Annotated in this window: 17 protein-coding genes; 6 read left to right on the top strand and 11 right to left on the bottom strand. The window is 67.3% G+C overall.

Annotation, left to right across the window (positions count from 1 at the left end):
- Nucleotides 1-3: 3 nt before the first annotated feature.
- From GYM46_RS09105 to GYM46_RS09070, 8 genes are all read right to left on the bottom strand, one after another.
- Entirely contained in the window at nucleotides 4-720 is a 717-nt protein-coding gene (locus GYM46_RS09105) for a hypothetical protein (RefSeq protein ID WP_035308115.1), read from the bottom strand.
- A gap of 13 nt (nucleotides 721-733) precedes the next feature.
- A complete protein-coding gene (locus GYM46_RS09100; protein WP_035308114.1) occupies nucleotides 734-1462 on the bottom strand; it encodes a HupE/UreJ family protein in 729 nt (242 codons plus the stop codon).
- On the bottom strand, nucleotides 1459-4647 hold the full coding sequence (locus GYM46_RS09095) for an efflux RND transporter permease subunit (RefSeq protein ID WP_035308111.1): 3189 nt from the start codon (nucleotides 4645-4647) through the stop codon (nucleotides 1459-1461). Before GYM46_RS09095 ends, GYM46_RS09100 begins: the two co-directional genes overlap by 4 nt.
- A gap of 14 nt (nucleotides 4648-4661) precedes the next feature.
- The gene (locus GYM46_RS09090; RefSeq protein ID WP_035308110.1) at nucleotides 4662-5924 is read right to left on the bottom strand and encodes an efflux RND transporter periplasmic adaptor subunit; all 1263 of its coding nucleotides are present in this window, start codon (nucleotides 5922-5924) and stop codon (nucleotides 4662-4664) included.
- On the bottom strand, nucleotides 5921-7237 hold the full coding sequence (locus GYM46_RS09085; RefSeq protein ID WP_052004992.1) for a TolC family protein: 1317 nt from the start codon (nucleotides 7235-7237) through the stop codon (nucleotides 5921-5923). The genes GYM46_RS09090 and GYM46_RS09085 overlap by 4 nt, the downstream gene beginning before the upstream one ends.
- Nucleotides 7238-7290: 53 nt before the next feature.
- Complete coding sequence (locus tag GYM46_RS09080) at nucleotides 7291-7737, bottom strand: hypothetical protein (protein WP_088582500.1); 447 nt, start codon at nucleotides 7735-7737, stop codon at nucleotides 7291-7293.
- Nucleotides 7738-8052: 315 nt separating this feature from the next.
- Entirely contained in the window at nucleotides 8053-9177 is a 1125-nt protein-coding gene (locus tag GYM46_RS09075) for an acyltransferase family protein (protein WP_088582501.1), read from the bottom strand.
- Between the two features lie 879 nt (nucleotides 9178-10056).
- Nucleotides 10057-10332: a metal-sensitive transcriptional regulator gene (locus tag GYM46_RS09070; RefSeq protein WP_088582502.1), complete on the bottom strand. Its 276-nt coding sequence runs from the start codon at nucleotides 10330-10332 to the stop codon at nucleotides 10057-10059.
- Between the two features lie 107 nt (nucleotides 10333-10439).
- On the opposite strand from GYM46_RS09070, the gene GYM46_RS09065 reads away from it, so the two are divergent.
- From GYM46_RS09065 to GYM46_RS09040, 6 genes are all read left to right on the top strand, one after another.
- Nucleotides 10440-12788: a heavy metal translocating P-type ATPase gene (locus GYM46_RS09065; protein WP_088582918.1), complete on the top strand. Its 2349-nt coding sequence runs from the start codon at nucleotides 10440-10442 to the stop codon at nucleotides 12786-12788.
- Between the two features lie 282 nt (nucleotides 12789-13070).
- Nucleotides 13071-13751: a DUF305 domain-containing protein gene (locus tag GYM46_RS09060; RefSeq protein ID WP_052004990.1), complete on the top strand. Its 681-nt coding sequence runs from the start codon at nucleotides 13071-13073 to the stop codon at nucleotides 13749-13751.
- A gap of 55 nt (nucleotides 13752-13806) precedes the next feature.
- Nucleotides 13807-14277, top strand: a complete 471-nt coding sequence (locus GYM46_RS09055; RefSeq protein ID WP_035308099.1) for a DUF305 domain-containing protein — start codon at nucleotides 13807-13809, stop codon at nucleotides 14275-14277.
- 137 nt (nucleotides 14278-14414) lie between these two features.
- Entirely contained in the window at nucleotides 14415-16277 is a 1863-nt protein-coding gene (locus GYM46_RS09050; RefSeq protein ID WP_035308097.1) for a copper resistance system multicopper oxidase, read from the top strand.
- Nucleotides 16274-17893 (top strand): copper resistance protein B, encoded by a 1620-nt coding sequence (locus tag GYM46_RS09045; RefSeq protein ID WP_244304229.1) that lies wholly within the window; start codon nucleotides 16274-16276, stop codon nucleotides 17891-17893. The genes GYM46_RS09050 and GYM46_RS09045 overlap by 4 nt, the downstream gene beginning before the upstream one ends.
- 171 nt (nucleotides 17894-18064) lie before the next feature.
- Nucleotides 18065-18838 (top strand): HAD family hydrolase, encoded by a 774-nt coding sequence (locus GYM46_RS09040; RefSeq protein ID WP_164952667.1) that lies wholly within the window; start codon nucleotides 18065-18067, stop codon nucleotides 18836-18838.
- Nucleotides 18839-18978: 140 nt separating this feature from the next.
- Here the strand turns inward: GYM46_RS09040 and GYM46_RS09035 are convergent, their stop codons facing one another.
- The 3 genes from GYM46_RS09035 to GYM46_RS09025 form a co-directional block, all read right to left on the bottom strand.
- Nucleotides 18979-19386: a copper resistance CopC family protein gene (locus tag GYM46_RS09035; RefSeq protein ID WP_164952666.1), complete on the bottom strand. Its 408-nt coding sequence runs from the start codon at nucleotides 19384-19386 to the stop codon at nucleotides 18979-18981.
- A 26-nt stretch (nucleotides 19387-19412) separates the two neighbouring features.
- Nucleotides 19413-19739 carry a hypothetical protein gene (locus GYM46_RS09030; RefSeq protein ID WP_164952665.1) on the bottom strand — a complete coding sequence of 109 codons (327 nt, stop codon included), beginning with the start codon at nucleotides 19737-19739 and terminating at the stop codon, nucleotides 19413-19415.
- 176 nt (nucleotides 19740-19915) lie between these two features.
- Nucleotides 19916-20494, bottom strand: a complete 579-nt coding sequence (locus tag GYM46_RS09025) for an RNA polymerase sigma factor (protein ID WP_230307708.1) — start codon at nucleotides 20492-20494, stop codon at nucleotides 19916-19918.
- Nucleotides 20495-20501 lie beyond the last annotated feature (7 nt).

Genomic DNA, 20501 nt, shown 5'->3' with positions numbered 1-20501 from the left:
GCCTCAGTCGACGAAATCGACGCTCTCGTAGTCGCCCGAGGTTTGAAGCGTGATGGTGACACGCTCGCCGCTGCGGTTACGCCAGAACCAGCCGTGATGACCCGCGAAAGCGGCCGTTAGCACCCCCGTCTCGCGGGCGGAGGTTCCCTTGCTATAGCCGTGATAGGTGATCCCTTGGCCGTCACCATGGGTGTCATAGTTCACCGCCGGGCCACTGGTGGACCAGGTGAAGTTCGCCTTCGCGCCGTCCCCCATGGCCATTTTGATCTCGGCCCCCTCGTCAGGCTCAAGGGTCAGGGACGTGCGATGGCTGCGACCCGCCGATGCGCCATTGGTTGTCGTAGCTGCGGCTGCCGTCTGGGTCGTGACCGCTGGCGGGACGGCTTCGGTCTTGGCAGACCTGGCCGGCTCCTGAGTTGCGGTGTCTGGTGAGCCCACTGGTGCGGCTGCCGGCAAGGCAGGCGCGGTCCTCGTGGATGTAATGACCGCCGCCGTTGAGGCCGCTTCAGCCGCAGCTTCAACGGCGAGTTGGCGCTTGATCCGGCCCATCTCGGTCAGCCCGAAGACCGAGCCGATGCGGGTAGGATCGACGCCGTACTCGGCTGGAAGGACCACGGTGACCAGCAGGGCCGAGGCGATGACGACGGCGACGCCGGTAGACTTGAGCAGCTTGGCCGTCGACGGCAGTTCGGCGGGATCGGGTTGATTGAGATTTTGCATGGAAGGTCTCCCGTCAGGCGACGAAGAAGCCGACGAGCTGATAGCCCGTCAGGATGAAACCGAGGATCATGAGGATGACGTTGGCCAGATAGGCGTGGCGCCCGAAGCTGGCGGTCCGGCGCCAGAATCCCATGGCGATCAGGATGGCTCCGAGCGCCAGAAGCTGGCCGATCTCCACGCCGATGTTGAAGGCGATCAGGTTGACCAAGAGGCCGTCTGAAGACAGCTGGAAGTCCTGCAGTTTGGTCGCCAGACCCAGGCCGTGGAACAGACCGAACGCCAGGGTCGCGGCCCTGGCGTCCGGCTGGACACCGAACCAGCGTCGGTAGGCCCCCATGTTGTCGAGCGCCTTGTAGACGACGGACAGGCCGATGATGGCGTCGATCAGATAACTGGAGACGTTGACGTTCAGCATCACGCCCAGCAGCAGGGTCGTCGAATGCCCGACGGCGAACATGGTGACGTAGAGGCTGATATCCTTGAGGCGGTAGAGGTAGAAGATCACCCCGAACAGGAACAGCAGATGGTCGTAACCGGTGACCATGTGCTTGGCCCCCAGATAGACGAAGGGCCAGAAGACGATGCCGGACGTCTCCTGGATGTAGCCCTTGTCCCCTGCCGCCACCCCGTGCGCCAGGGTGGCGGTGAACAGGCCGTTGAGGAAGAGCACCAACAGGCCTGCGCTCAGCAGGCCGATGGGCGTTCGCAACCAGGCGGTCGCGCGCTGGAGACGCGGGTTCATGAAGTCCTCCGGGAGTATGCGAAGGGAAGCCGCTCACGCCACGACCGTCTGACGCCGTTCGGCGAAGACGGGCGGCCGTGGACGAGGCTGTAGAGGGCGGGGAGCACGAGCAGGGTCAGCAGGGTCGAGGAGATGATCCCGCCGATGACGACCGTGGCCAGCGGGCGCTGGACCTCGGCGCCGGCTCCGACGTTCAAGGCCATGGGCACGAAGCCGAGGCTGGCGACGAGCGCCGTCATCAGCACCGGGCGAAGACGGGTCAGCGCCCCCTCCCGGATTGCCTCGCCAAGAGGCTTCCCTTCGGCGATCAGGCTGCGGATGAAGGTGACCATGACGACACCGTTGAGCACGGCGACCCCGGACAGGGCGATGAATCCGACCCCCGCCGAGATCGACAGAGGCAGCCCACGCAGCATCAGGGCGGCCACCCCTCCGGTCAGGGCCAGAGGCACGCCGGAGAAAACGATGGCCGAGTCCTTGACCGAGCGGAACAAGGCGAACAGCAGGCCGAAGATCAGCAGCAACACCGCGGGAACCACGAGTTGCAATCGTTTGGCGGCCGAGATCAACTGCTCGAACGTTCCGCCATAGGTGACCCAATAGCCGGCCGGTATGGCGACCTCAGCATCGACCCGGTCCTGAACCTCGCGGATGAACGAACCCAGGTCGCGGTCGCGGACATTGGCCGTGGTCACGATGCGGCGTTTGCCGTTCTCTCGGCTGATCTGGTTCGGACCCTTTGTGAGTTCGATCGTGGCGACCTCATTCAGGGGCACGAACTGACGCGGCTGTCCTTCGCCCGCCGGGAGCGGGACCTGGAGACGACCGATGGCGTTGGTGTCGGCGCGCAGACGCTCGGGCAGGCGGACAACGACGTCGAAACGACGGTCACCCTCGAAGATTTGCCCGGCGGTCGTGCCGCCCATCGAGGTGGAGATAACCGACTGGACGTCTTCGATGCTCAGGCCAAGGCGCGCCATGGCGGGTCGGTTGGGTGTGATCTGGAGCACCGGCAGGCCGGTGATCTGTTCGGTCTGGGGATCGGCGGCCCCGTCCACCGAGGCCACGATGGCTTCGATCTCGGCGCCGAGGCGCAGCAGTTCGTCGAGATCGTCGCCATAGACCTTGATGGCGACGTCGGCCCGCACCCCGCTCAGCAGTTCGTTGAACCGCATCTGGATCGGCTGGGTGAACTCGTATTTGCTGCCGGGAATCTCATTCACGGCCTCTTCCATCTCGGCGACGAGGTCGCCGCGAGACTTGCGAGGGTTCGGCCAATCCTTCCTGTCCTTCAGCATGATGAAGGTGTCGGCGACCGAGGGCGGCACCGGATCGGTGGCGACCTCGGCGGTGCCGATCTTGGCCACGACCCGCTCCACCTCGGGGAAGCGGGCGATGCGGGCTTCCAACGCAGTCTGCATCTGCACGGCCTGGGTCAGGCTGGTGCCCGGGATGCGCAGGGCGTGCATGGCGATGTCGCCTTCGTCGAGATTGGGCACGAACTCCGAGCCCATCCGCGACGCCCCGAACCCGGCGAGCAGCACCAGCACGACCGCAATGCCGATCATCAGGCTGCGGGTCCTGAGCGCGAAGTCGAGCGCCGGCTGATAACCCACCCGGGCCCAGCGCATCAGGAAGCTGTCCTTCTCCTCGACCTTGCCGGTGACGAACATGGCGACGGCGGCGGGTACGAAGGTCAGGGACAGCAGGAGCGCTGCCGTCAGGGCGATGACGACGGTGATCGCCATCGGGTGGAAGGTCTTCCCCTCCACCCCGGTCAGGGCGAAGATGGGGACATAGACCAGGGTGATGATCATGACCCCGAATAGCGAGGGCCGGATTACCTCGCTGGAGGCGGTCGCCGCCAGATCGAACCGTTCCTCGCGGGTCAGGATACGACCCAGGCGATGCTGGGCCTCGCCGTAGCGCCTGAGGCAGTTCTCGACGATGATGACGGCGCCGTCCACGATCAGGCCGAAGTCGAGCGCGCCGAGGCTCATCAGATTGCCGGAGGTTCCGGTCCGCACCATGCCGGTGATGGTCATCAGCATGGTGACGGGAATGACCGCCGCCGTGATCAGGGCCGCGCGGATGTTGCCGAGCAGCAGGAACAGCACGACGATGACCAGCAGGGCGCCCTCGACGAGGTTCTTTTCGACGGTGTGGATGGCGCGTTCCACCAGTTCGGTGCGGTCGTAGACCGGCGTGGCGACGACACCGGGCGGCAGGGCCTTGGCGGCTTCCTGCAGGCTGGCGGCGGCGGCCTGGGCGACGATACGGCTGTTCTCGCCAGCCAGCATGAGAACCGTCGCAAGGACCGTCTCCTTGCCGTTCTCGGTCGCGGCGCCGGTGCGAAGTTCCTGGCCCATTCCGATGTCGGCGACGTCCAGGATGCGGATCGGAACGCCCCCACGCGTGGCGATCACGATGTTGCCCAGGTCTTCACTCGTCGAAGCCTGCCCCGGCACCCGGATCAGATACTGTTCGCCGAAGCGCTCGACATAGCCCGCGCCGACGTTGGCGTTGTTGTTGTCCAGCGCTTCGACCACCTCGGCCATGGTCACCCCGTAGGCCGCCAGCCGCTGCGGATCGGGTGTGACGTGATACTGACGCTCGTAGCCGCCGACGGTGTTGACCTCGGTGACACCGCGCGTGTTGCGAAGCTGGGGCCGGATGACCCAGTCCTGAAGCGTGCGCAGGTCTTCGGTCGTATAGGGCTGGCCGTCGGGACGTCGTGCACCCGGCTCGGCCTCGACCGTATACATGAAGATCTCCCCGAGGCCGGTGGCGATAGGGCCAAGTTCAGGGGTGACGCCGGGGGGAAGCTGACCGAGGGCGCTTTGGAGGCGCTCATTCACCAGTTGGCGTGCGAAATAGATGTCGGTGCCGTCGTCGAAGATGACGGTCACCTGGCTCAACCCGTATCGCGAAACCGAGCGGGTGTATTGAAGGCCCGGAACGCCTGCGACGGCGGTCTCGACGGGGAAGGTGATGCGCTGTTCGGCCTCCAGCGGCGAATAGCCGGGGGCTTCGGTGTTGATCTGAATCTGGACGTTGGTGATGTCCGGAGTGGCGTCGATCGGCAGGCGCTGGAAGCTCCAGACGCCGATGGCGCAGGCCAGGAGGACGAGCCCCATGACCGCCCATCGGAAGCGGATCGACAGGGCGATGATGCGTGCAAGCATGGTTCTCGCGCCCCCTAGTGATCATGGCTCGCGCCGGACTTTTCGATGTCCGCGCGAATGAGGAAGGCGCCGTCCACGACGTATTCGGTTCGGGGTTCGAGCCCGCCAAGCACCTCGGTCCACTCGTCGGTCCTTCGGCCCAGTTCGAGCATCCGCACCTCATAGGTGTTGCCGACCTTGGCGTAGACGACCTGGAAATCGCGGAACGGCTGGATGGCCTTGGTCTGGACGGCGAGAGGCACTGCACCCTCACCGACCTGAACGGTGCCCTGTACTCCCAGGCCCGGCCGCCAGACGCCGCCCTGATAGGCCAGTTCGACATGGGCGATCAGGGTCTGGCTCATCGGATCAGAGCCGGGCAGGATGGTTTCGATGACGCCATTGAAACGGTGGTCACCTGCCAGACTGGTGACCTCGACCCGCTGGCCCCGGCGGACACGTTCTGCATCGCGCGGATAGAGGGCGAACTCGGCATGGAGGCGGGTTGGGTCGCCGATCACCAGCATCGGCTCGCCGCCCGCGCCGGTGATGGCCCCGGCGTTGACGTTCTTGGCCATGATGACGCCGGAGATCGGCGCGGTGACGGAATAGGTCTGGAGGCTCTCGCTGGACTCGACCCGCGCCACAACCTGGCCTCGCGATACGCGCTGGCCCAGTTCGACGTTCAACGCCATCACCCGACCCGGATAGCGGGCGAAGACATCGCTCTGGCCCTCAGGCGTGATCTCGACCCGACCGCTCAACGGCAGAGACTCGCCCAGGACTGCGGAACCGGCGCGCTGCGTGGTGACGCCACCGGCGCGGGCGGCGTCGGCTGAGATGACGGTGCGACCCTCATAGGACTGGTAGGCCCAGGTCGATCGCTTGCCGTTCTGGGTCGCCGCGACCGCCACGTCGAAGGAGTGCGGCTCGGAGACGACACCGGGGCTGGCGAGATAGTCCTCGGTCGGGATGAAGGTGAACCGATCGACCTTCGGCCCGAGACGGGTCAGGGCCATGGTCGCCTGGACCTGACGTGGATCGAGCGGCTTGTCCTTCAGATAGGGATAGAGCCGGAACAGGGGCTCTGGTCCTTCCTCGAAGATGGTGATCTCAAGGGCGAAGTCTCCGTCGCGGAGCATCCGGCCTCGGTGAGGGCCACGCTCATAGTCGGCGGCGGCAGCCTCGCCGTTTTCGCCTGCCTTTTCGGCGGGCTTGTCTCCGCAAGCGGCGGCGGCGAAGGCGAGGACGATCGCGGACGCAACGAGCCAGCGCCGCGAAGGTGTCAGGCGGATCATGGTTGAGTCTCCAGGGCGAGGATCAGGGCGCCGTGCGCGCCGGTCAGTCTGTCGAGGCGGGCGCGATCGATATGGAATTGCTTGAGCACCGCGACGCGGCGGGCGCGGGTCTGCAGCAGGGCGGTCTGGGCGGAGATGACGTCGTTGTAGGTGAAGCCGCCCCTGTTGAAGCCGTCGCGCACCAGAACGACGGCGCGCTCGGCCTGGGGAAGGGTTTCCTGCCCGATCCTGCGAGCTTCGCTGGCTCGGGCCATGACCTGAACCTGCAGGCGCGCGATCTCACGTTCACGGTCGATGCGGGCGGCGGCGAGATCACCCTCGGCGGCCAGCCCCTCCGCTCGGGCGCGGTCGATGGCCCCGAGGTTCTGGTCGTAGCGACCAAGGGGAATCGACGCGCCGACGACAAAGCCGAGGTCGTTGCCGTCCCCGAAGTGACGGACGCCGGCGCTGACCGTGGCGTCCGACCGGGCGCGGGCCGTCTCCACCGCCACCCGGGCGACGGCGATGTCGCGCTGTGCGACGAAGATGTCCAGGTCCGCCTGGGCGACCCCATCCGTGACGTCGAGCGCCGACCGGGTGTCGGCGAAGGTCTCGGCGCCAAGGGTGAAGTCCGATGACCCATCCCAGAACCGGGCCAGCGAAATGTTGGCGACCCGGACGGTAATCCCGGCCTGATCGAAGTCGATCTGGGCCTGAGCCAGTTCGGCCTCGGCGCGCGCCCCGGCGAACAGAGGATCGCGCGCCATGTCCACGCGGCGACCGACCTCGGTCTGGAACCGTTCGGCGAGGTCAAGGCGCTCGCGGGCGATCTCCAACTCGGCCTGAGCCGCCAGAGCTTCCGCCCAGGCGCGCTGCACCTGTTCGAGCCGGTCCAACTGGCGAATGCGCGCGGTGGCGTCGACCAGCAGCCCTTCGGCTTCGGCGAGAGAGACACGGGCGGACCTGTCACCGCCCCGCTCGAACCGTTGCTCGACTGTGAGCGTGGTCTCGGTCCGACGGAACAGGTCGCCTCCGCCGATGGTCGGAAAGTTCTCGACCATCACCCCAAGCGTGGGGTTGGGACGAACGTCCGCCTGACGCACGGCTGCCCGCGACGCCTGTCGCCGGGCCTGGGTCGGTGCCAGTGAGGGATCGACCAGGGCGGCTCGACGCAGCGCCTCGTCCAGCGACAGTACAGGCGCGGTGGACGTGGCCGCCGCATCCTGTGCGACAGCAAGGGTCGGCGGCAGCGAGGCCGCCAGAATGAGCGCGAGGGCCGACACGGCCGTCAGTCGCGCCCACGGCCCGGCAATGCCGGACGATGGGGTCTTCAAGGGATTCTCTCCGGGAAACGGGGGTGCACGCGCGACCGATTGGCCGCGTCGGATCAGATGATCGTGCGCGTCCGTCTGGGAGGGTATTCAGGCCCGTCGCCGTCGTGGGCCGGACGTGCGCCATCGCCCGCCGGCTGGATCAGCACGGCGTTCATGGCGACGAGGGGGCTCAGATCGCGGTTGAGGATCGGGATGGCGGTGTGGCTGTCGCCGCTCGTATGGTGGTGATGGCTTGCTGGACGCCCGGCCTCGCCCTCGTCTTCGCCGTCTTCGGCTTGATCCAGTGGATCCTCGGCCGGCGCGTCGGGGGCGATATGGACGTGCAGCGAGCCATGATCGACGTCCGCGATCTCTGCGTGATCACCGTGGCCGATCGCGACTGCCGGCCAATCCGACGCATGGGCAATCTGGTGCCGCCCTTCCTGAACCCCATGCAGGCTCAACGTCGCCACGAGGGCGGCGCACAGGCTGACGCAAATGGTGCGAAACAGGCGAGACAAGATTGAACGGCTCCTTCATCCGCCATAGTGCGACCCGATCCCAATGGCAACGGTCGAGGTTGCCGCATCACGATATGGCTAGGATTCGTCCTTCAGGTGGATACGTGATGGCGGAGGTCGGGAGCTCCGTTGACGGCTGCGACGATGCGAACATTGATCGATCCGCCAGTCGTGGTAAGGGGCGGCATGGGAGTGACTCACTATCATTCTCAAAATGTTTTCTTGGTGGGCTGCGGGTCGCTGCGGCGCCAGTGCGGCGCCGACCGGTCGGGATTGACCGACGCCGAGGCAGTACCCACGTCTCGTGGCCCGGGGTCAGGCCGGCGCTGCGGGCCGGGCTCGCCGGCTTTCGAACCGGCGTCGGATCCAGGTTCGCCCAGGTTTCTCAACGAGCAGATGCAGGGCCGCCGCGATCAGCGCCGTGACGACGAACAACCCTGCCAGTTCGACTGGCGTGATGCGGAAGGCGCTGTCGATGCCGCGCAGTTCGGCGACCACGCCCTTGAAGGCGACGAGGACGGGCATGTGCACGAGATAGAGGGCGAAGGAGGCTTCACCGGCGAAAACCAGCGCAGGGGCGGCGAGAGGCCCCTCGCAGTCCGCGCGTGCGAGCAGGGACCAGGTCAGGATAACGGGGGCTGAGAGGGCGACGATGATCCGGTCGTCCAACGACAGCTGCATAGCGCCGAGCAACACGAGGGTAGCAGCCAGGGCGGCGGCGATGGCGACGGGCCGGCTCCAGCGCCAGCGATGGCCCAAGCCGTAGAGCGCCATGCCGATCAGAAAGGCCGGCGCTATGCGCAAGATGCCCATGTCGTCCTCGGCCCGAGGCAGAACCTTGCCGAAGGTTGAGACGTAGGCCGCGTCGATGACAACATAGCTGACGATGCCCAAGCCGAGCAGGAACCAAGGACGATGTCTCATCCGGATCGAGAGAAGGGCGTAGGCCGGGAACAGCAGATAGGCGAACCATTCCGCCGAGAGCGACCAGGACGGGCCGCTCCAATTGTATCCGATTTCGCTTGGAAACCACGCCTGTACCAGGAACAGGGTCTTGAAGAAGCCCTCTGTCGTGTAGGTCGAGAGATCGAACGGAACGCCAGAGATTGAAGCTCCGAGCACCATGATCAGAACACCGCCTAAAATCGCCAGATGGAGGGGATAGAGCCGAGCCAAGCGGGCCACGAGGAAGCGCCTGTAGCTGAACGTTCCTGCGGCGAAAGCGGGGCCGTAGACGTGGGCCAGAATGAAGCCCGACAGCATGAAGAAGGCGTCGACCCCCAGCCGGCTTCGCTCGATGATCGGGCTGTAGCCCAGGGCCGGATCCCACTGAAGCTGGTAGTGGAACAGCACCACGCCCATGGCCAGGAAGGCCCGCAGGCTGGTCAGGGCCCTCAGATCAGCCGGGTAGCCTTCGTGAGTCGGAGAAACGGACGTCATGAACGATGGCCCCCACGGCGGGCGGCACAGGACGGACCGCTTAATTGGTCTACGCATCGGTCGCCGCCATCCCTCATCCTCTCGCATCCGGGGGTCAGGCCTGCCGCGCTGGAGAAAAGGCCATGATCTGATCCTGCGCCGCTCGCGGGCTCATGGCGGTCGGCTTGCAGGTTTCATCGGAAGGCGGGATGACGCGTGCCACCGGCTCAGCCCACAGTTCAGCGCGGGCCGTGGTGAACGATGGCCTGGATCTCATCGAGCGCGGTTTTCTCCATGGGCGATGGATGGGCCGTCTATGCGGGCGCGCACGAAGACCACGTCGCCCACCCATGTCGCAATCCAGCTGACCGTGGCTCGCGCGGGCTCGGTCCGCGTGGTTCTGGACGACCGTCCGCCCTGAGCCGTCAGGCGATCGTCATCGGGCCTTCTGGCGCTGATCGGCCGGCCCTCGCCTCGTCATTCCGCCCTCTCCGACGGCCCTGTCGAGCCCTGAGGCCCAGCCGGACCGCATCGTGGCGGGCTTCAAAGAACAGCTCGGCGTCAAGGTATGTAAGCTGGATGCACGCCTTGAAGGGGCGCTCCTCAAGCCGTCTGAGGACCCGGCGCCCGGAGCCGTCGCCCGGGAGCCTGGGCGGTCGGCGCCTCAAGGTCCTGGCCTAGGCGCAGATGCAGGCTCCACGTCTTTGCTACGCTCCCGTGATTTTCCGTGGGTTTTTCGGCCTGTTCACCAGCCTGTGGGATCATCTCTTGGGCAAGTTTCCGGTCCGGGGTCCACACGCCCCGGGCAGGCCAGATCGGCGGTCGGCCCGACTACCCGAGAGGATATTTTAAGACGCTCGCCGAACCAATCCGACGGGATGTCTAGGGAAATGTCCTGCGCTACCGCGAGGCGCGTCCGAGAAGGTCGATCAGTTCTGTGGCCTTGGCCTTGCGATCGGAGAGATCGTCGCCGGTCATCGCCCCCATGACGCAGTGGTCAAGGTGGTCTCTGAGCACCTCGCTCTCGACGCGCAGCAGGGCCGCCCGTACGGCCTGGAGCTGGGTGAGGACCTCCACGCAGTAGCGGTCCTCCTCGACCATCCGGGCGATGCCGCGCACCTGGCCCTCGATCCGGTTCAGGCGGTTCAACACCTTGGGTTTTGTTTCCGTCTGCATCCAATTCCTCGCTCTGACCGTTCGACCATACCCCAGGACAGCGCCTTGCGCGATACCCCCTTAGGGTATATATGGCGTCCAGCTGTTTCAAGGAGCCCGCCATGTCCATGCCCTCCCCTTCGCATCCGCCCGACCACAGCTGCTGTTCGGCCAAATCGGCGGACAGCGGCGCGAAGGCGGTCGATCCGGTCTGCGGCATGACCGTCGATCCGGCGACCACAGCGCATCGGGCGGCCCACGACGATAAGGACTATTTCTTCTGTTCGGCGGGCTGCCGGACCAAATTCATCGCCGATCCGGACCGCTATCTCGGCGAGGCCCGGCAACCGGCGCCTGTCATCCCGGGCGCCATCTACACCTGCCCGATGCATCCGGAGGTGCGCCAGGAGGGCCCGGGCTCCTGCCCGATCTGCGGCATGGCGCTGGAGCCGGAGACCGTCACCGCCGAGGCGCCGGTCAATCACGAACTGATCGACTTCACCCGCCGCCTCTGGGTTGCCGCGGTCCTGACCCTGCCCGTCTTCGCGCTCGAGATGGGCGGCCATCTGACCGGACTGGCGATGCGGATTTCGGGCCAAACCTCCAACTGGATCCAGTTCGCGCTGGCGACGCCCGTGGTGCTGTGGGCCGGCTGGCCGTTCTTCCAGCGGGGCTGGGCTTCCCTCCGCAACCGCAGCCTCAACATGTTCACCCTGATCGCCATCGGCGTCGGCGCGGCCTGGATCTACAGCGTGGTCGCGGTGCTGGCGCCGGCTCTGTTCCCGGCGGCGGTCCGCCGGATGGACGGCAGCGCGCCGGTCTATTTCGAGGCAGCGGCCATCATCACCGTCCTGGTTCTGGTGGGCCAGATTCTTGAGCTGCGCGCCCGCGAACAGACGTCCGGCGCCATCCGGGCGCTGCTTGATTTGGCGCCCAAGACCGCGCGGCGGCTCCGTGACGACGGCGGCGACGAGGACGTCACGCTCGACATGGTCGCCGTCGGAGACCGGCTGCGCGTCCGCCCCGGCGAGAAGGTGGCGGTCGATGGCGAGATTCTGGACGGTCGCGTAACCATCGACGAGTCCCTGGTCACGGGTGAATCCATGCCGGTGACCAAGGGCGTCGGGGACAAGGTCGTCGCCGGTTCGCTCAACAAGACCGGCTCGTTCGTGATGCGGGCTGACAAGGTCGGCGCCGACACCCTGCTGGCGCAGATCGTCCAGATGGTGGCCCAGGCCCAGCGCAGCCGCGCGCCGATCCAGCGGCTGGCCGACAAGGTGTCCGGCTGGTTCGTGCCGGCAGTGATCGGCATCGCGGTTCTCGCCGCCCTCGTCTGGGGCCTGGTCGGTCCCGAACCGCGCCTGTCCTACGCGCTGGTCGCCGCGGTCTCGGTGCTGATCATCGCCTGTCCCTGCGCGCTGGGCCTGGCAACGCCGATCTCCATCATGGTCGGGGTGGGGCGCGGCGCCCACGCCGGGGTCTTGATCAAGAACGCCGAGGCGCTGGAGCGTTTCGAAAAGGTCGACACCCTGGTGCTCGACAAGACCGGCACCCTGACCGAGGGGCGCCCGTCGGTCACGGCGATCCGGCCCGCGCCCGGGTTCGACGAGACCGAGCTTCTGAGACTCTCCGCCAGTCTGGAGCGGGCCAGCGAACATCCGCTGGCCGACGCCGTCGTCCGCGCCGCGACGGATCGCAAGCTCGCGCTGTCGGAGGCCTCGGAGTTCGACAGCCCGGTCGGGCGTGGCGTCACCGGGGTGGTCGACGGCCGCCGCGTGGCGCTCGGCAACGGCCGCTACCTCGGCGAGATCGGCGTCGATGTCGCCGCCCTCGAGGCCGAGGCCGAGGCGCTACGCCAGGACGGCGCCACCGCGATCTTCGTGGCCGTGGACGGGGCCGCGGCCGGCGTCCTCGGCATCGCCGACCCGGTCAAGGCGACGACCGCCGGGGCCATTCGCGATCTGAAGGCCGCGGGCCTGCGCCTGGTGATGATGACCGGGGATAACCGGACCACGGCCGAGGCGGTGGCGCGCCGGCTCGGCATAGACGACGTCCAGGCCGAGGTCCTGCCGCAGGACAAGGCGGCGGTCGTCGAGCGGCTGCGCGCCGAGGGCCGGATCGTCGCCATGGCTGGCGACGGGGTCAACGATGCCCCGGCCCTGGCCGCCGCCGATGTTGGTGTGGCCATGGGCGCAGGTTCCGACGTGGCGATCGAGAGCGCCGGCGTCACCCTGCTGGGGGGCGACCTCCAGGGCATCGTCCGGGCCCGCAAGCTGTCGAAGGCGGTGATGAGCAACATTCGCCAGAATCTCGTCTTCGCCTTCGGGTACAACGCCCTGGGCATCCCGGTCGCGGCGGGGCTGCTGTACCCGATCTTTGGCCTCCTGCTGTCGCCGGCTCTGGCGGCGTTGGCGATGGCCCTGTCCTCCGTGAGCGTCATCGGCAATGCGCTGCGGCTTCGTGCGGTCAGACTTTAACGGGGGCGGCATGGGGGACCGGGGCCAGGAGAAGGCGACGACCGGCGTTTGCGCCATTACGCACTCCGGCAGCCGATCCCTCGCCTGATCCAACAGCGTTCGGGTATATTTGATCAAGGCGGAACCGTGTCGGAGGACCCGGATTTAACTGGCGTTCATGTCCGGTTGCGCAACGGCGCCGAGATCCCGGTTCAAGTCCGCGTCCCGCCGCCGCCTCGCCGGCGCCCTCTTCAACTAGCCGCCGGCCGATTCGCCGGCGCCGCCCCACGCCGGAGACACCCGATGTTCAACCTGACCTTCACACGCTCGTCCGTTCTGCTCGCCGGCTGTTCCGCTCTCCTCGTGGCGGCGTGCAGCCCGGCCGCCGAGCCGCCGGCGGCCTCCAAGGCCGACGAGTCGGCGCAGACTCCGGAGCCCATGGCGATGGCGCAGACGCCCTTCTCCGCCGCCGAGGCGAGGATGCACGAGGCCATGAGGTCGGCGACGGGAGCCAGCGCCGGAGAGGCATGGGCCCGCAAGATGATCCCCCATCACCAAGGCGCCCTCGATATGTCCCAGATCGTGCTGCGCGACACGCGGGATGCCGACATTCGCCGGATGGCGCAGAAGACCGTCGAGATGCAGACCGGGGACATCGCCGAGCTCCAGCGTTGGCTCGAAACAAACGTGGGGGCCGCAGCCGGTGCGGCAGCGCCGGGCGGAGGCGGTGAGCCGCCGTTCGCGCCGGCCGAAGCGAAAATGATGGAGGCCATGATGGCCGCGACCGGGGTCGACACGGACCAGACCTGGGCTCGCAAGATGATCGCGCATCACCAGGGCGCCCTCGACATGGCCCAGGTGGTGCTGCGCGAAAGCCAGGACGCCGACATCCGGCGCATGGCGCAGAAGACGATCGAGATGCAGACCGCGGACATCGCGGAGCTGCGCGCCTGGCTGGAGGCTCATCCCGCCAGCGCAGGATGATCCGGCGTCGGCGAGAAGTCCCGTTGCAGATTTGCGAGTAGAGGAAGAACAATCGATGGAAAACATGAAGACCATGCACGCCATGAAGGGGAGCTATCGGTCGTTCGCGATCGAGCTCGTCCTGGATTTCATCATCATGTACCTCGTGATGTACACGATGATCGCGTCCCTCAATCATTTCTACTTCAACCTCAACAACGTCTACATGACCCTCATGATGGTCTCGCCTATGGCGATCCTCATGCTGGTGTTCATGCGGTCGATGTATCCGTCGAAACGGACGAATCTGCTGATCGGCGGGGCTGCCGCCCTGGTGTTTGCGGTCAGCTTCTGGGGTATGCGGACCCAGGCGGCGGTGGGAGACACGGAGTTCCTGCGTTCGATGATCCCGCACCACTCCGGCGCCATCCTGATGTGCCAGCAAGCCTCGCTGACGGATCCGGAAGTGCTCGGTCTGTGCGAGGAAATCGTCCGCTCCCAGGAACAGGAGATCGCCCAGATGAAGGCTCTTCTGGCGCGGCGGTAATTCGGCGGGCGGCCGCGAGGGCCGCCGGCGCGGTCGGCTCTGCGGCAGCGTGTCGCGAGGGCCGACCGCGTCGCCTGCGTAAATCCCTATAGATCGTCGCCGTACGGAGGCGCGGTCATGACTTTCAGGAGTATCCCATGAAGCTGGATCGTCGACTACTGCTGCGCGGCGCTGTCGCCGGAGGCGGTCTCGCGGCCCTGCAGGGCTTGATGCCCGCCTGGGCCCAGACAGGTTCGCCGGGGTTGCGGGCGGACCTGCCGACCCTCACCGGCCCGAACATCGACCTGACGATCGGTCAGTCGCCGTTCACCGTGAACGGGCGCACCGCCACGGCCACAACGATCAACGGCGTGCTTCCCGCGCCGGTGCTCCGTTTGCGCGAAGGCCAGAACGTCCGCCTCGCGGTGACGAACCAGCTTGATGAGGACACATCCATCCACTGGCACGGCATCCTGCTGCCGTTCCAGATGGACGGTGTGCCGGGCGTCAGCTTCCCCGGCATCCGCCCGCGCGAGACCTTCGTTTACGAATTCCCGGTCCGGCAGTCCGGCACCTTCTGGTACCACAGCCACTCAGGACTGCAGGAGGCGCTCGGCCATTACGGGCCCATCGTCATCGACCCGGCGGGCGCCGACCCGGTCGCCTACGACCGCGAACATGTGCTGGTCCTGTCGGACTGGAGCTTCATGCACCCGCACGAAATCTTCGACAAGCTCAAGAAGAGCCCCGGTTACTTCAACCGCCAGCGCACCACCCTGGCCGGCCTGCTGGACGGCAGCGACCGGATGAGCCTGGAAGAGCGCCGGATGTGGGGCGAGATGCGCATGGATCCGCGCGACATCCTCGACGTCAACGGCTCGACCTACACCTATCTGATCAACGGCCACGGGCCGCGGGAGAACTGGACCGGTCTGTTCCGGCCCGGCGAGCGGGTGCGGTTGCGCATCATCAACGCCTCGGCCATGTCGATCTTCAACGTGCGAATTCCCGGACTGCCGATGACCGTGGTTCAGGCCGACGGCGAGAATGTGCGCCCGATCGAGACCGACGAGTTCCAGATTTCTGTGGCCGAGACCTATGACGTCATCGTCCAGCCGACCGAGGACCGCGCCTACACCATCGTCTCCGAAGCCATCGACCGATCGGGCATGGGGCGGGCGACCCTGGCGCCGCGTCTTGGAATGACCGCCGAGGTTCCGCCGCTGCGGGAGGTTCCCAACCTGACCATGAAGGACATGGGCATGGGGGACATGGGCGGCATGGGCGGAATGGATCACGGGTCCATGGGAGCCCAGCCGGGCGGAGCCATGGCCGGGATGGACCACGGGGCCATGACCGGAGCCTCCGGCGGAGCCATGGCGGGCATGGATCACGGCGCCGTGCCTGCCCAGCCTGCCGGGGCGATGCCTGGAATGGATCACGGCTCCATGGCCGGAATGAACATGCGCGATCCCGAGAATGCGCCGCCCGACATGGCGGTCGGTGTGGGCGTCGATGCCATCGCGATGGCGCCGGCCAACCGCATGGGCGAGCGTCCGATCGGGCTTCAGGATGTTCCGCATCGCGTCCTCGTCTACACCGACCTCGTCTCGCTCCAGCCCAACAAGGATCAGCGTCCCCCGTCCCGGACGATGGAAATCCATCTGACCGGCAATATGGAGCGGTTCATGTGGGGCTTTGACGGCCGAAAATTCAGCGAGCTGGTCGAGCCGATCCGGTTCGAGCGGGACGAGCGGGTGCGCGTGACCCTGGTCAACGATTCCATGATGGCGCACCCGATCCATCTGCACGGCCATTTCTTCGAACTGGTCACCGGGGGCCCTGCCGGGCACCAGCCGCTCAAACACACTGTCAACGTTCCGCCGGGCGGCAAGGTCAGTTTCGACCTGACCGCCGACAACCCCGGCGACTGGGCCTTCCACTGTCACCTATTGCTGCACATGCATGCCGGGATGTTCAATGTGGTCACGGTCCGTCCGATGGAAGGAGCTGCATCGTGAAGACGTCGGTCGCCGTCCTTCCCCTGATCCTCGCCGCGGCCTCCGCGGCGGCGGGAACGCCTGCGCTGGCGCAGAGCCACGCCGAGCATGCAACGCCCGCGCCTGTTCGCCAGACGCTTCCGGAGGGTTGCGTCGCGCGCGGCTCCTCCACCGCCGATGCATCCCGGATAGGGACGGCCGGAGCGCCGACGTGCCCGACGGGCGCGGTGCCCGTCCGTCTGCAGGCTGGGGCGATGCCGGCGGGGCACGACATGTCGACCATGGGCCAGACCCGGCCTGCGCCGGCCATGCCTGCGGGACACGACATGTCTACGATGCCCCAGACGCAGCCCGCTCCAGCCGCCGCGTCTAGACATGCCGGTCATGACATGTCGACCATGGGTCAGACCCAGCCCGCGCCGGCCATGCCGGCGGGGCACGACATGTCGGCTATGGGCCAGACCCAGCCGGCTCCGGCCGCCGCGTCCCCGCATGCCGGCCATGACATGTCGGCCATGGGTCAGACCCAGCCTGCGCCAGCCATGCCCGCGGGGCACGACATGTCGACGATGGGCCAGACTCAGCCGGCTCCGGCCGCCACGTCCCCGCATGCCGGTCATGATATGTCGACCATGGGTCAGACCCAGCCCGCGCCAGCCATGCCGGCGGGACACAACATGTCGACGATGGGCCAGACCCAGCCGGCTCCGGCCGCCGCGTCCCCGCATGCCGGCCATGACATGTCGACCATGGGTCAGACCCCGCCCGCGCCGGCCATGCCGGCGGGGCACGACATGTCGACGATGGGTCAGATGCCGGCCGGACACGACATGTCCGGAATGGCCATGCCGCCCGACGTCCCGACCAGCGCGAACAATCCCGGACGTCCACCGGAAGCCCCCGCTCCGGCGGGCGCGGCAAGCGGGCCGGCCAATGCCGCCGACCTGCTGTTCGACCCCGCCGAAATGGCGGCGGCCCGCGCCCAGCTGTTGGTCGAGCACGGAAACGTCCGCACGACGGCGGTCATCATCGACCAGCTCGAAGCGACCTTTGGCGACGACGAGGAAGGCTACGCCTGGGACGCCCAGGGCTGGACCGGCGGCGACATCAATCGGTTCTGGTGGAAGTCGGAAGGGGAGGGCGCTTTTGACGGCGAGGTCGAGGAGGCCGAGATCCAGGCCCTCTACAGCCGGGCGTTCCGACCCTTCTTCGACTTCCAGACCGGCCTGCGGCAGACCTACCGGCCCGAGGGCGACCGGACCGATCTGGTCGTCGGCATTCAGGGTCTGGCGCCCTACTGGTTCGAGGTCGATGCGGCGGCCTTCCTGTCCAACAAGGGCGAACTGACGGCGAGGGCGGAGGCCGAATATGATCAGCGGATCACCAATCGCTGGATCGTGCAGCCCCGGGCCGAGGTGGTGCTGTCGGCGGAGGACATCCCCGAACTCCGGATCGGGTCCGGCCTGTCGACGCTCCAGATCGGGGCCCGCTTGCGCTACGAGTTCCGCAAGGAATTCGCACCCTATGTCGGCGTCGAATGGACCAAGAGCTTCGGCAATACGGCGGACTTCCTGGAAGCTGACGGGCGAAGCTCGGAAGACACCCGGCTGGTCGTCGGCATTCGGGCGTGGTTCTAGCGAAGCGGCGGCGGGTCTTGTCTTGACGCCGGCGCCCCCACAGGCACGCAACGGGTCGGTTGTCAGGACGCCCCCGCCGGGGCCAGGGCCTCGCTACAGCCTGTGCCTTGCGCCGGCCGGTGACCGGCCCGGTGTTGTCCAATGACAGCGGGGCGGCGGATCCGGGCCGTCGTGATCGATCTGGATGACACCCTGCTCTCAGCCTATCGCCGCCCTGATCTGGCGTGGCGCAGCGTCTGTCAGGTATACCAGACCGAGCTTGGCGACCTCGCTCCGGACGTTGCAGCGCGCGCCCTGACGGAGGCGGGGCGGGCCTTCTGGAGCGATCCGGACAGCCACGCCGTGGGCCGCGCAGACCCGAAGCAGGCCCGGCGCGTCATCGCAGCCAAAGCCTTCGAGGCCTTGCGGCGCGACAGTAGTCCAACGGTATCTCCCGAGATCGCAGAGCGCATCGCCGACGCCTTCAGCCTCCATCGCGACCGGCAGATGCGGCTCGAACCCAAGGCGGACGCCGTGTTGGTCCAACTGCGGGACGCTGGATACCGGCTCGCGCTGCTCACCAACGGCGCCGGTCCACTGCAGCGCGCCAAGATCGAGCGTTTCGGTCTGGCTTCGCGTTTCCATCATATCCAGATTGAAGGCGAGGTCGGCGTTGGCAAGCCCGATCCGGGCGCGTTCAGGCGAGTGTTTGCCGCCTTGAACGTCGATCCGCCCGAGGTCTGTGTCGTCGGAGACAGTCTGGAATGGGACATTCGCCCGGCCAAGGCGCTGGGCTGTTTCACCATTCTGTACGACCCGGAGGCTGGCCAAGCTGTAGGACGCGGTTTCGGCGACGCCCACGTTGTGACCCGGACATTGGCGAGCTTGGCGCCCCACCTTCAGGAGCGTAGTTCGCCCCCCGGCCGGATGGATCGCGCCGGCCGGCGATCACGGCGCGCCGACTGAGCCCAGGGCTGAAAGACCATCGCGAGGGGTCAGCCGGGGAGCCGACCGCTGATCGACGACGGAAAAACGCCGCGCGGCAGGTCGCGCGGCGTTCCTTCCACATCCGGCTTCGGCCCCTCAGGAGGCGGGAGGCCGATCCCTCAGTGAACCATGAAACGGACCACGCCGTTCATCTGGTGGCCGTCGGCGCCCTTCGCGGCCCAGGCGGCGGAATAGGATCCGGGGGCCAGGATGGGGAGGGGCGCGCTGACCGTGGTGACCGGCGCCGCGTCGTCGACCACAGCCACGTCGATGGACCGGGCGTCAGGGCCCGTCAGCCTGAGAGAGGTCAGGGTCATGGCGTGCGGGAACGTCGCCGAGAAGGTCGTCGGCGCGACCGCTAGCATGGCGTTGTCCGCGGGCGCGGTGACGACGCCGTTGGCGGGGGCCTGCATGGCGGCGTGATCCTGCGCCGACATGCCCGCGTGCGAATGGCTCTGGGCCTGGGCGAGGGAGACGGGAGCCAGCGCCGCCAGAGCGGCCAGGCTGGTGAGGATTGAACGGTTCATGAGAGACTTCCTGATGCTTACGTGGACTACTGGTTGGGCGGCATGGTCATGCCGTCCATCTTCGACATGTCATGGCCGGCCATCGGATCGGCCGGCGGCGGCGTCGGGGCGGGTGCTGGCGCCGGCGCGGGGCGGGTCGGTCGGGGCGTCGAGGCCCGGGGGGACAGCGCCGGGGCTGGTGCGGCGGCCTGCGGCTGCGGGGTCGGCTCGGGCGTGGCGACCGGCGCGGCCTCCATCGGGGTCGTCGCCGAGGCGCCCGGCGCCGTCTGGGCCTCGACCGGTTGAGGGTCGGCGGCCGGCTGGCAGGCGCCCAGGGTGATCGCCGCTGCGGCGGCGAGGATCGGGACTCTCATGTGACAAGCTCCTGAAAGAAAAGGGCGACAGTCGGGTCGATTTCCCGCGACGCCCTCATACTAGAATACGCGGACGGGCGCCGCATCCCTCGCCGCCTGGAGGTCGATCGACGGAGCGCCGCTGCGGCCCGAGCGGGGCTAAGGCGCGACGAAGGTTCCGAGGACCCTCGAGCTGATCACTCAAGAGCGGCCCGGACAGCGGGCGTGTCGTCCAGCGCCTCGGACAGCTTGCGACGAGCCCGCGCCACGCGGGTCTCCACGGTCTTGATGGAGACACCCAGCATCCCGGCCGTTTCCGCCTGACTGCGCCCTTCGATCGCCGTCAGCATAAGCGGAGCCTTGAGGTGCGGCGGCAGACGGCTCATGGCCTCGTTCAACCGCGCCAGCCTTGCGCTGGCATCCATCCGGTCATCCACCGCCTCGGCCCCGTCCGGCACGGACATGGCTTCCGGCGACGACAGGTCGACGTCGCCCCGGATGAGCCGCCGAACGAAGCGGCGACGGCTCCAGTCCCGGCATTTATTGAGTGCGATGGTCCGGATCCAGGCCTCGAAGGGTCGGACCGGGTCGTAGCGGCGAATGTTGATCCAGGCCGCCGCATAGGTGTCCTGCAACAGGTCCCAGGCGTCCTGTTCATCGCCGACATAGCGCCGGACGAAACGGAACAGAGAAGTCTTGGTCTGCCGCATCAACTCGCTGAAGGCCGCCCGGTCCCCGCCGGCGGCGCGGGCTGACAGGTCGTTGGGGCTGTCCACGCGGAAC

The organism is Brevundimonas mediterranea (assembly GCF_011064825.1).
Lineage (GTDB): Bacteria > Pseudomonadota > Alphaproteobacteria > Caulobacterales > Caulobacteraceae > Brevundimonas > Brevundimonas mediterranea_A.
The sequence above is the reverse complement of the archived record's forward strand: the minus strand, read 5'-3'. Positions and strand labels throughout refer to the sequence as shown.

Excerpts from the sequence above, each read along its gene's own strand:
- GYM46_RS09050 (WP_035308097.1), top strand. The coding sequence starts at position 14,415 with ATGAAGCTGGATCGTCGACTACTGCTGCGCGGCGCTGTCGCCGGAGGC.
- GYM46_RS09035 (WP_164952666.1), bottom strand. The coding sequence starts at position 19,386 with ATGAACCGTTCAATCCTCACCAGCCTGGCCGCTCTGGCGGCGCTGGCT.
- GYM46_RS09060 (WP_052004990.1), top strand. The coding sequence starts at position 13,071 with ATGTTCAACCTGACCTTCACACGCTCGTCCGTTCTGCTCGCCGGCTGT.
- GYM46_RS09105 (WP_035308115.1), bottom strand. The coding sequence starts at position 720 with ATGCAAAATCTCAATCAACCCGATCCCGCCGAACTGCCGTCGACGGCC.
- GYM46_RS09100 (WP_035308114.1), bottom strand. The coding sequence starts at position 1,462 with ATGAACCCGCGTCTCCAGCGCGCGACCGCCTGGTTGCGAACGCCCATC.
- GYM46_RS09075 (WP_088582501.1), bottom strand. The coding sequence starts at position 9,177 with ATGACGTCCGTTTCTCCGACTCACGAAGGCTACCCGGCTGATCTGAGG.
- GYM46_RS09030 (WP_164952665.1), bottom strand. The coding sequence starts at position 19,739 with ATGAGAGTCCCGATCCTCGCCGCCGCAGCGGCGATCACCCTGGGCGCC.
- GYM46_RS09090 (WP_035308110.1), bottom strand. The coding sequence starts at position 5,924 with ATGATCCGCCTGACACCTTCGCGGCGCTGGCTCGTTGCGTCCGCGATC.
- GYM46_RS09055 (WP_035308099.1), top strand. The coding sequence starts at position 13,807 with ATGGAAAACATGAAGACCATGCACGCCATGAAGGGGAGCTATCGGTCG.
- GYM46_RS09070 (WP_088582502.1), bottom strand. The coding sequence starts at position 10,332 with ATGCAGACGGAAACAAAACCCAAGGTGTTGAACCGCCTGAACCGGATC.
- GYM46_RS09065 (WP_088582918.1), top strand. The coding sequence starts at position 10,440 with ATGCCCTCCCCTTCGCATCCGCCCGACCACAGCTGCTGTTCGGCCAAA.
- GYM46_RS09095 (WP_035308111.1), bottom strand. The coding sequence starts at position 4,647 with ATGCTTGCACGCATCATCGCCCTGTCGATCCGCTTCCGATGGGCGGTC.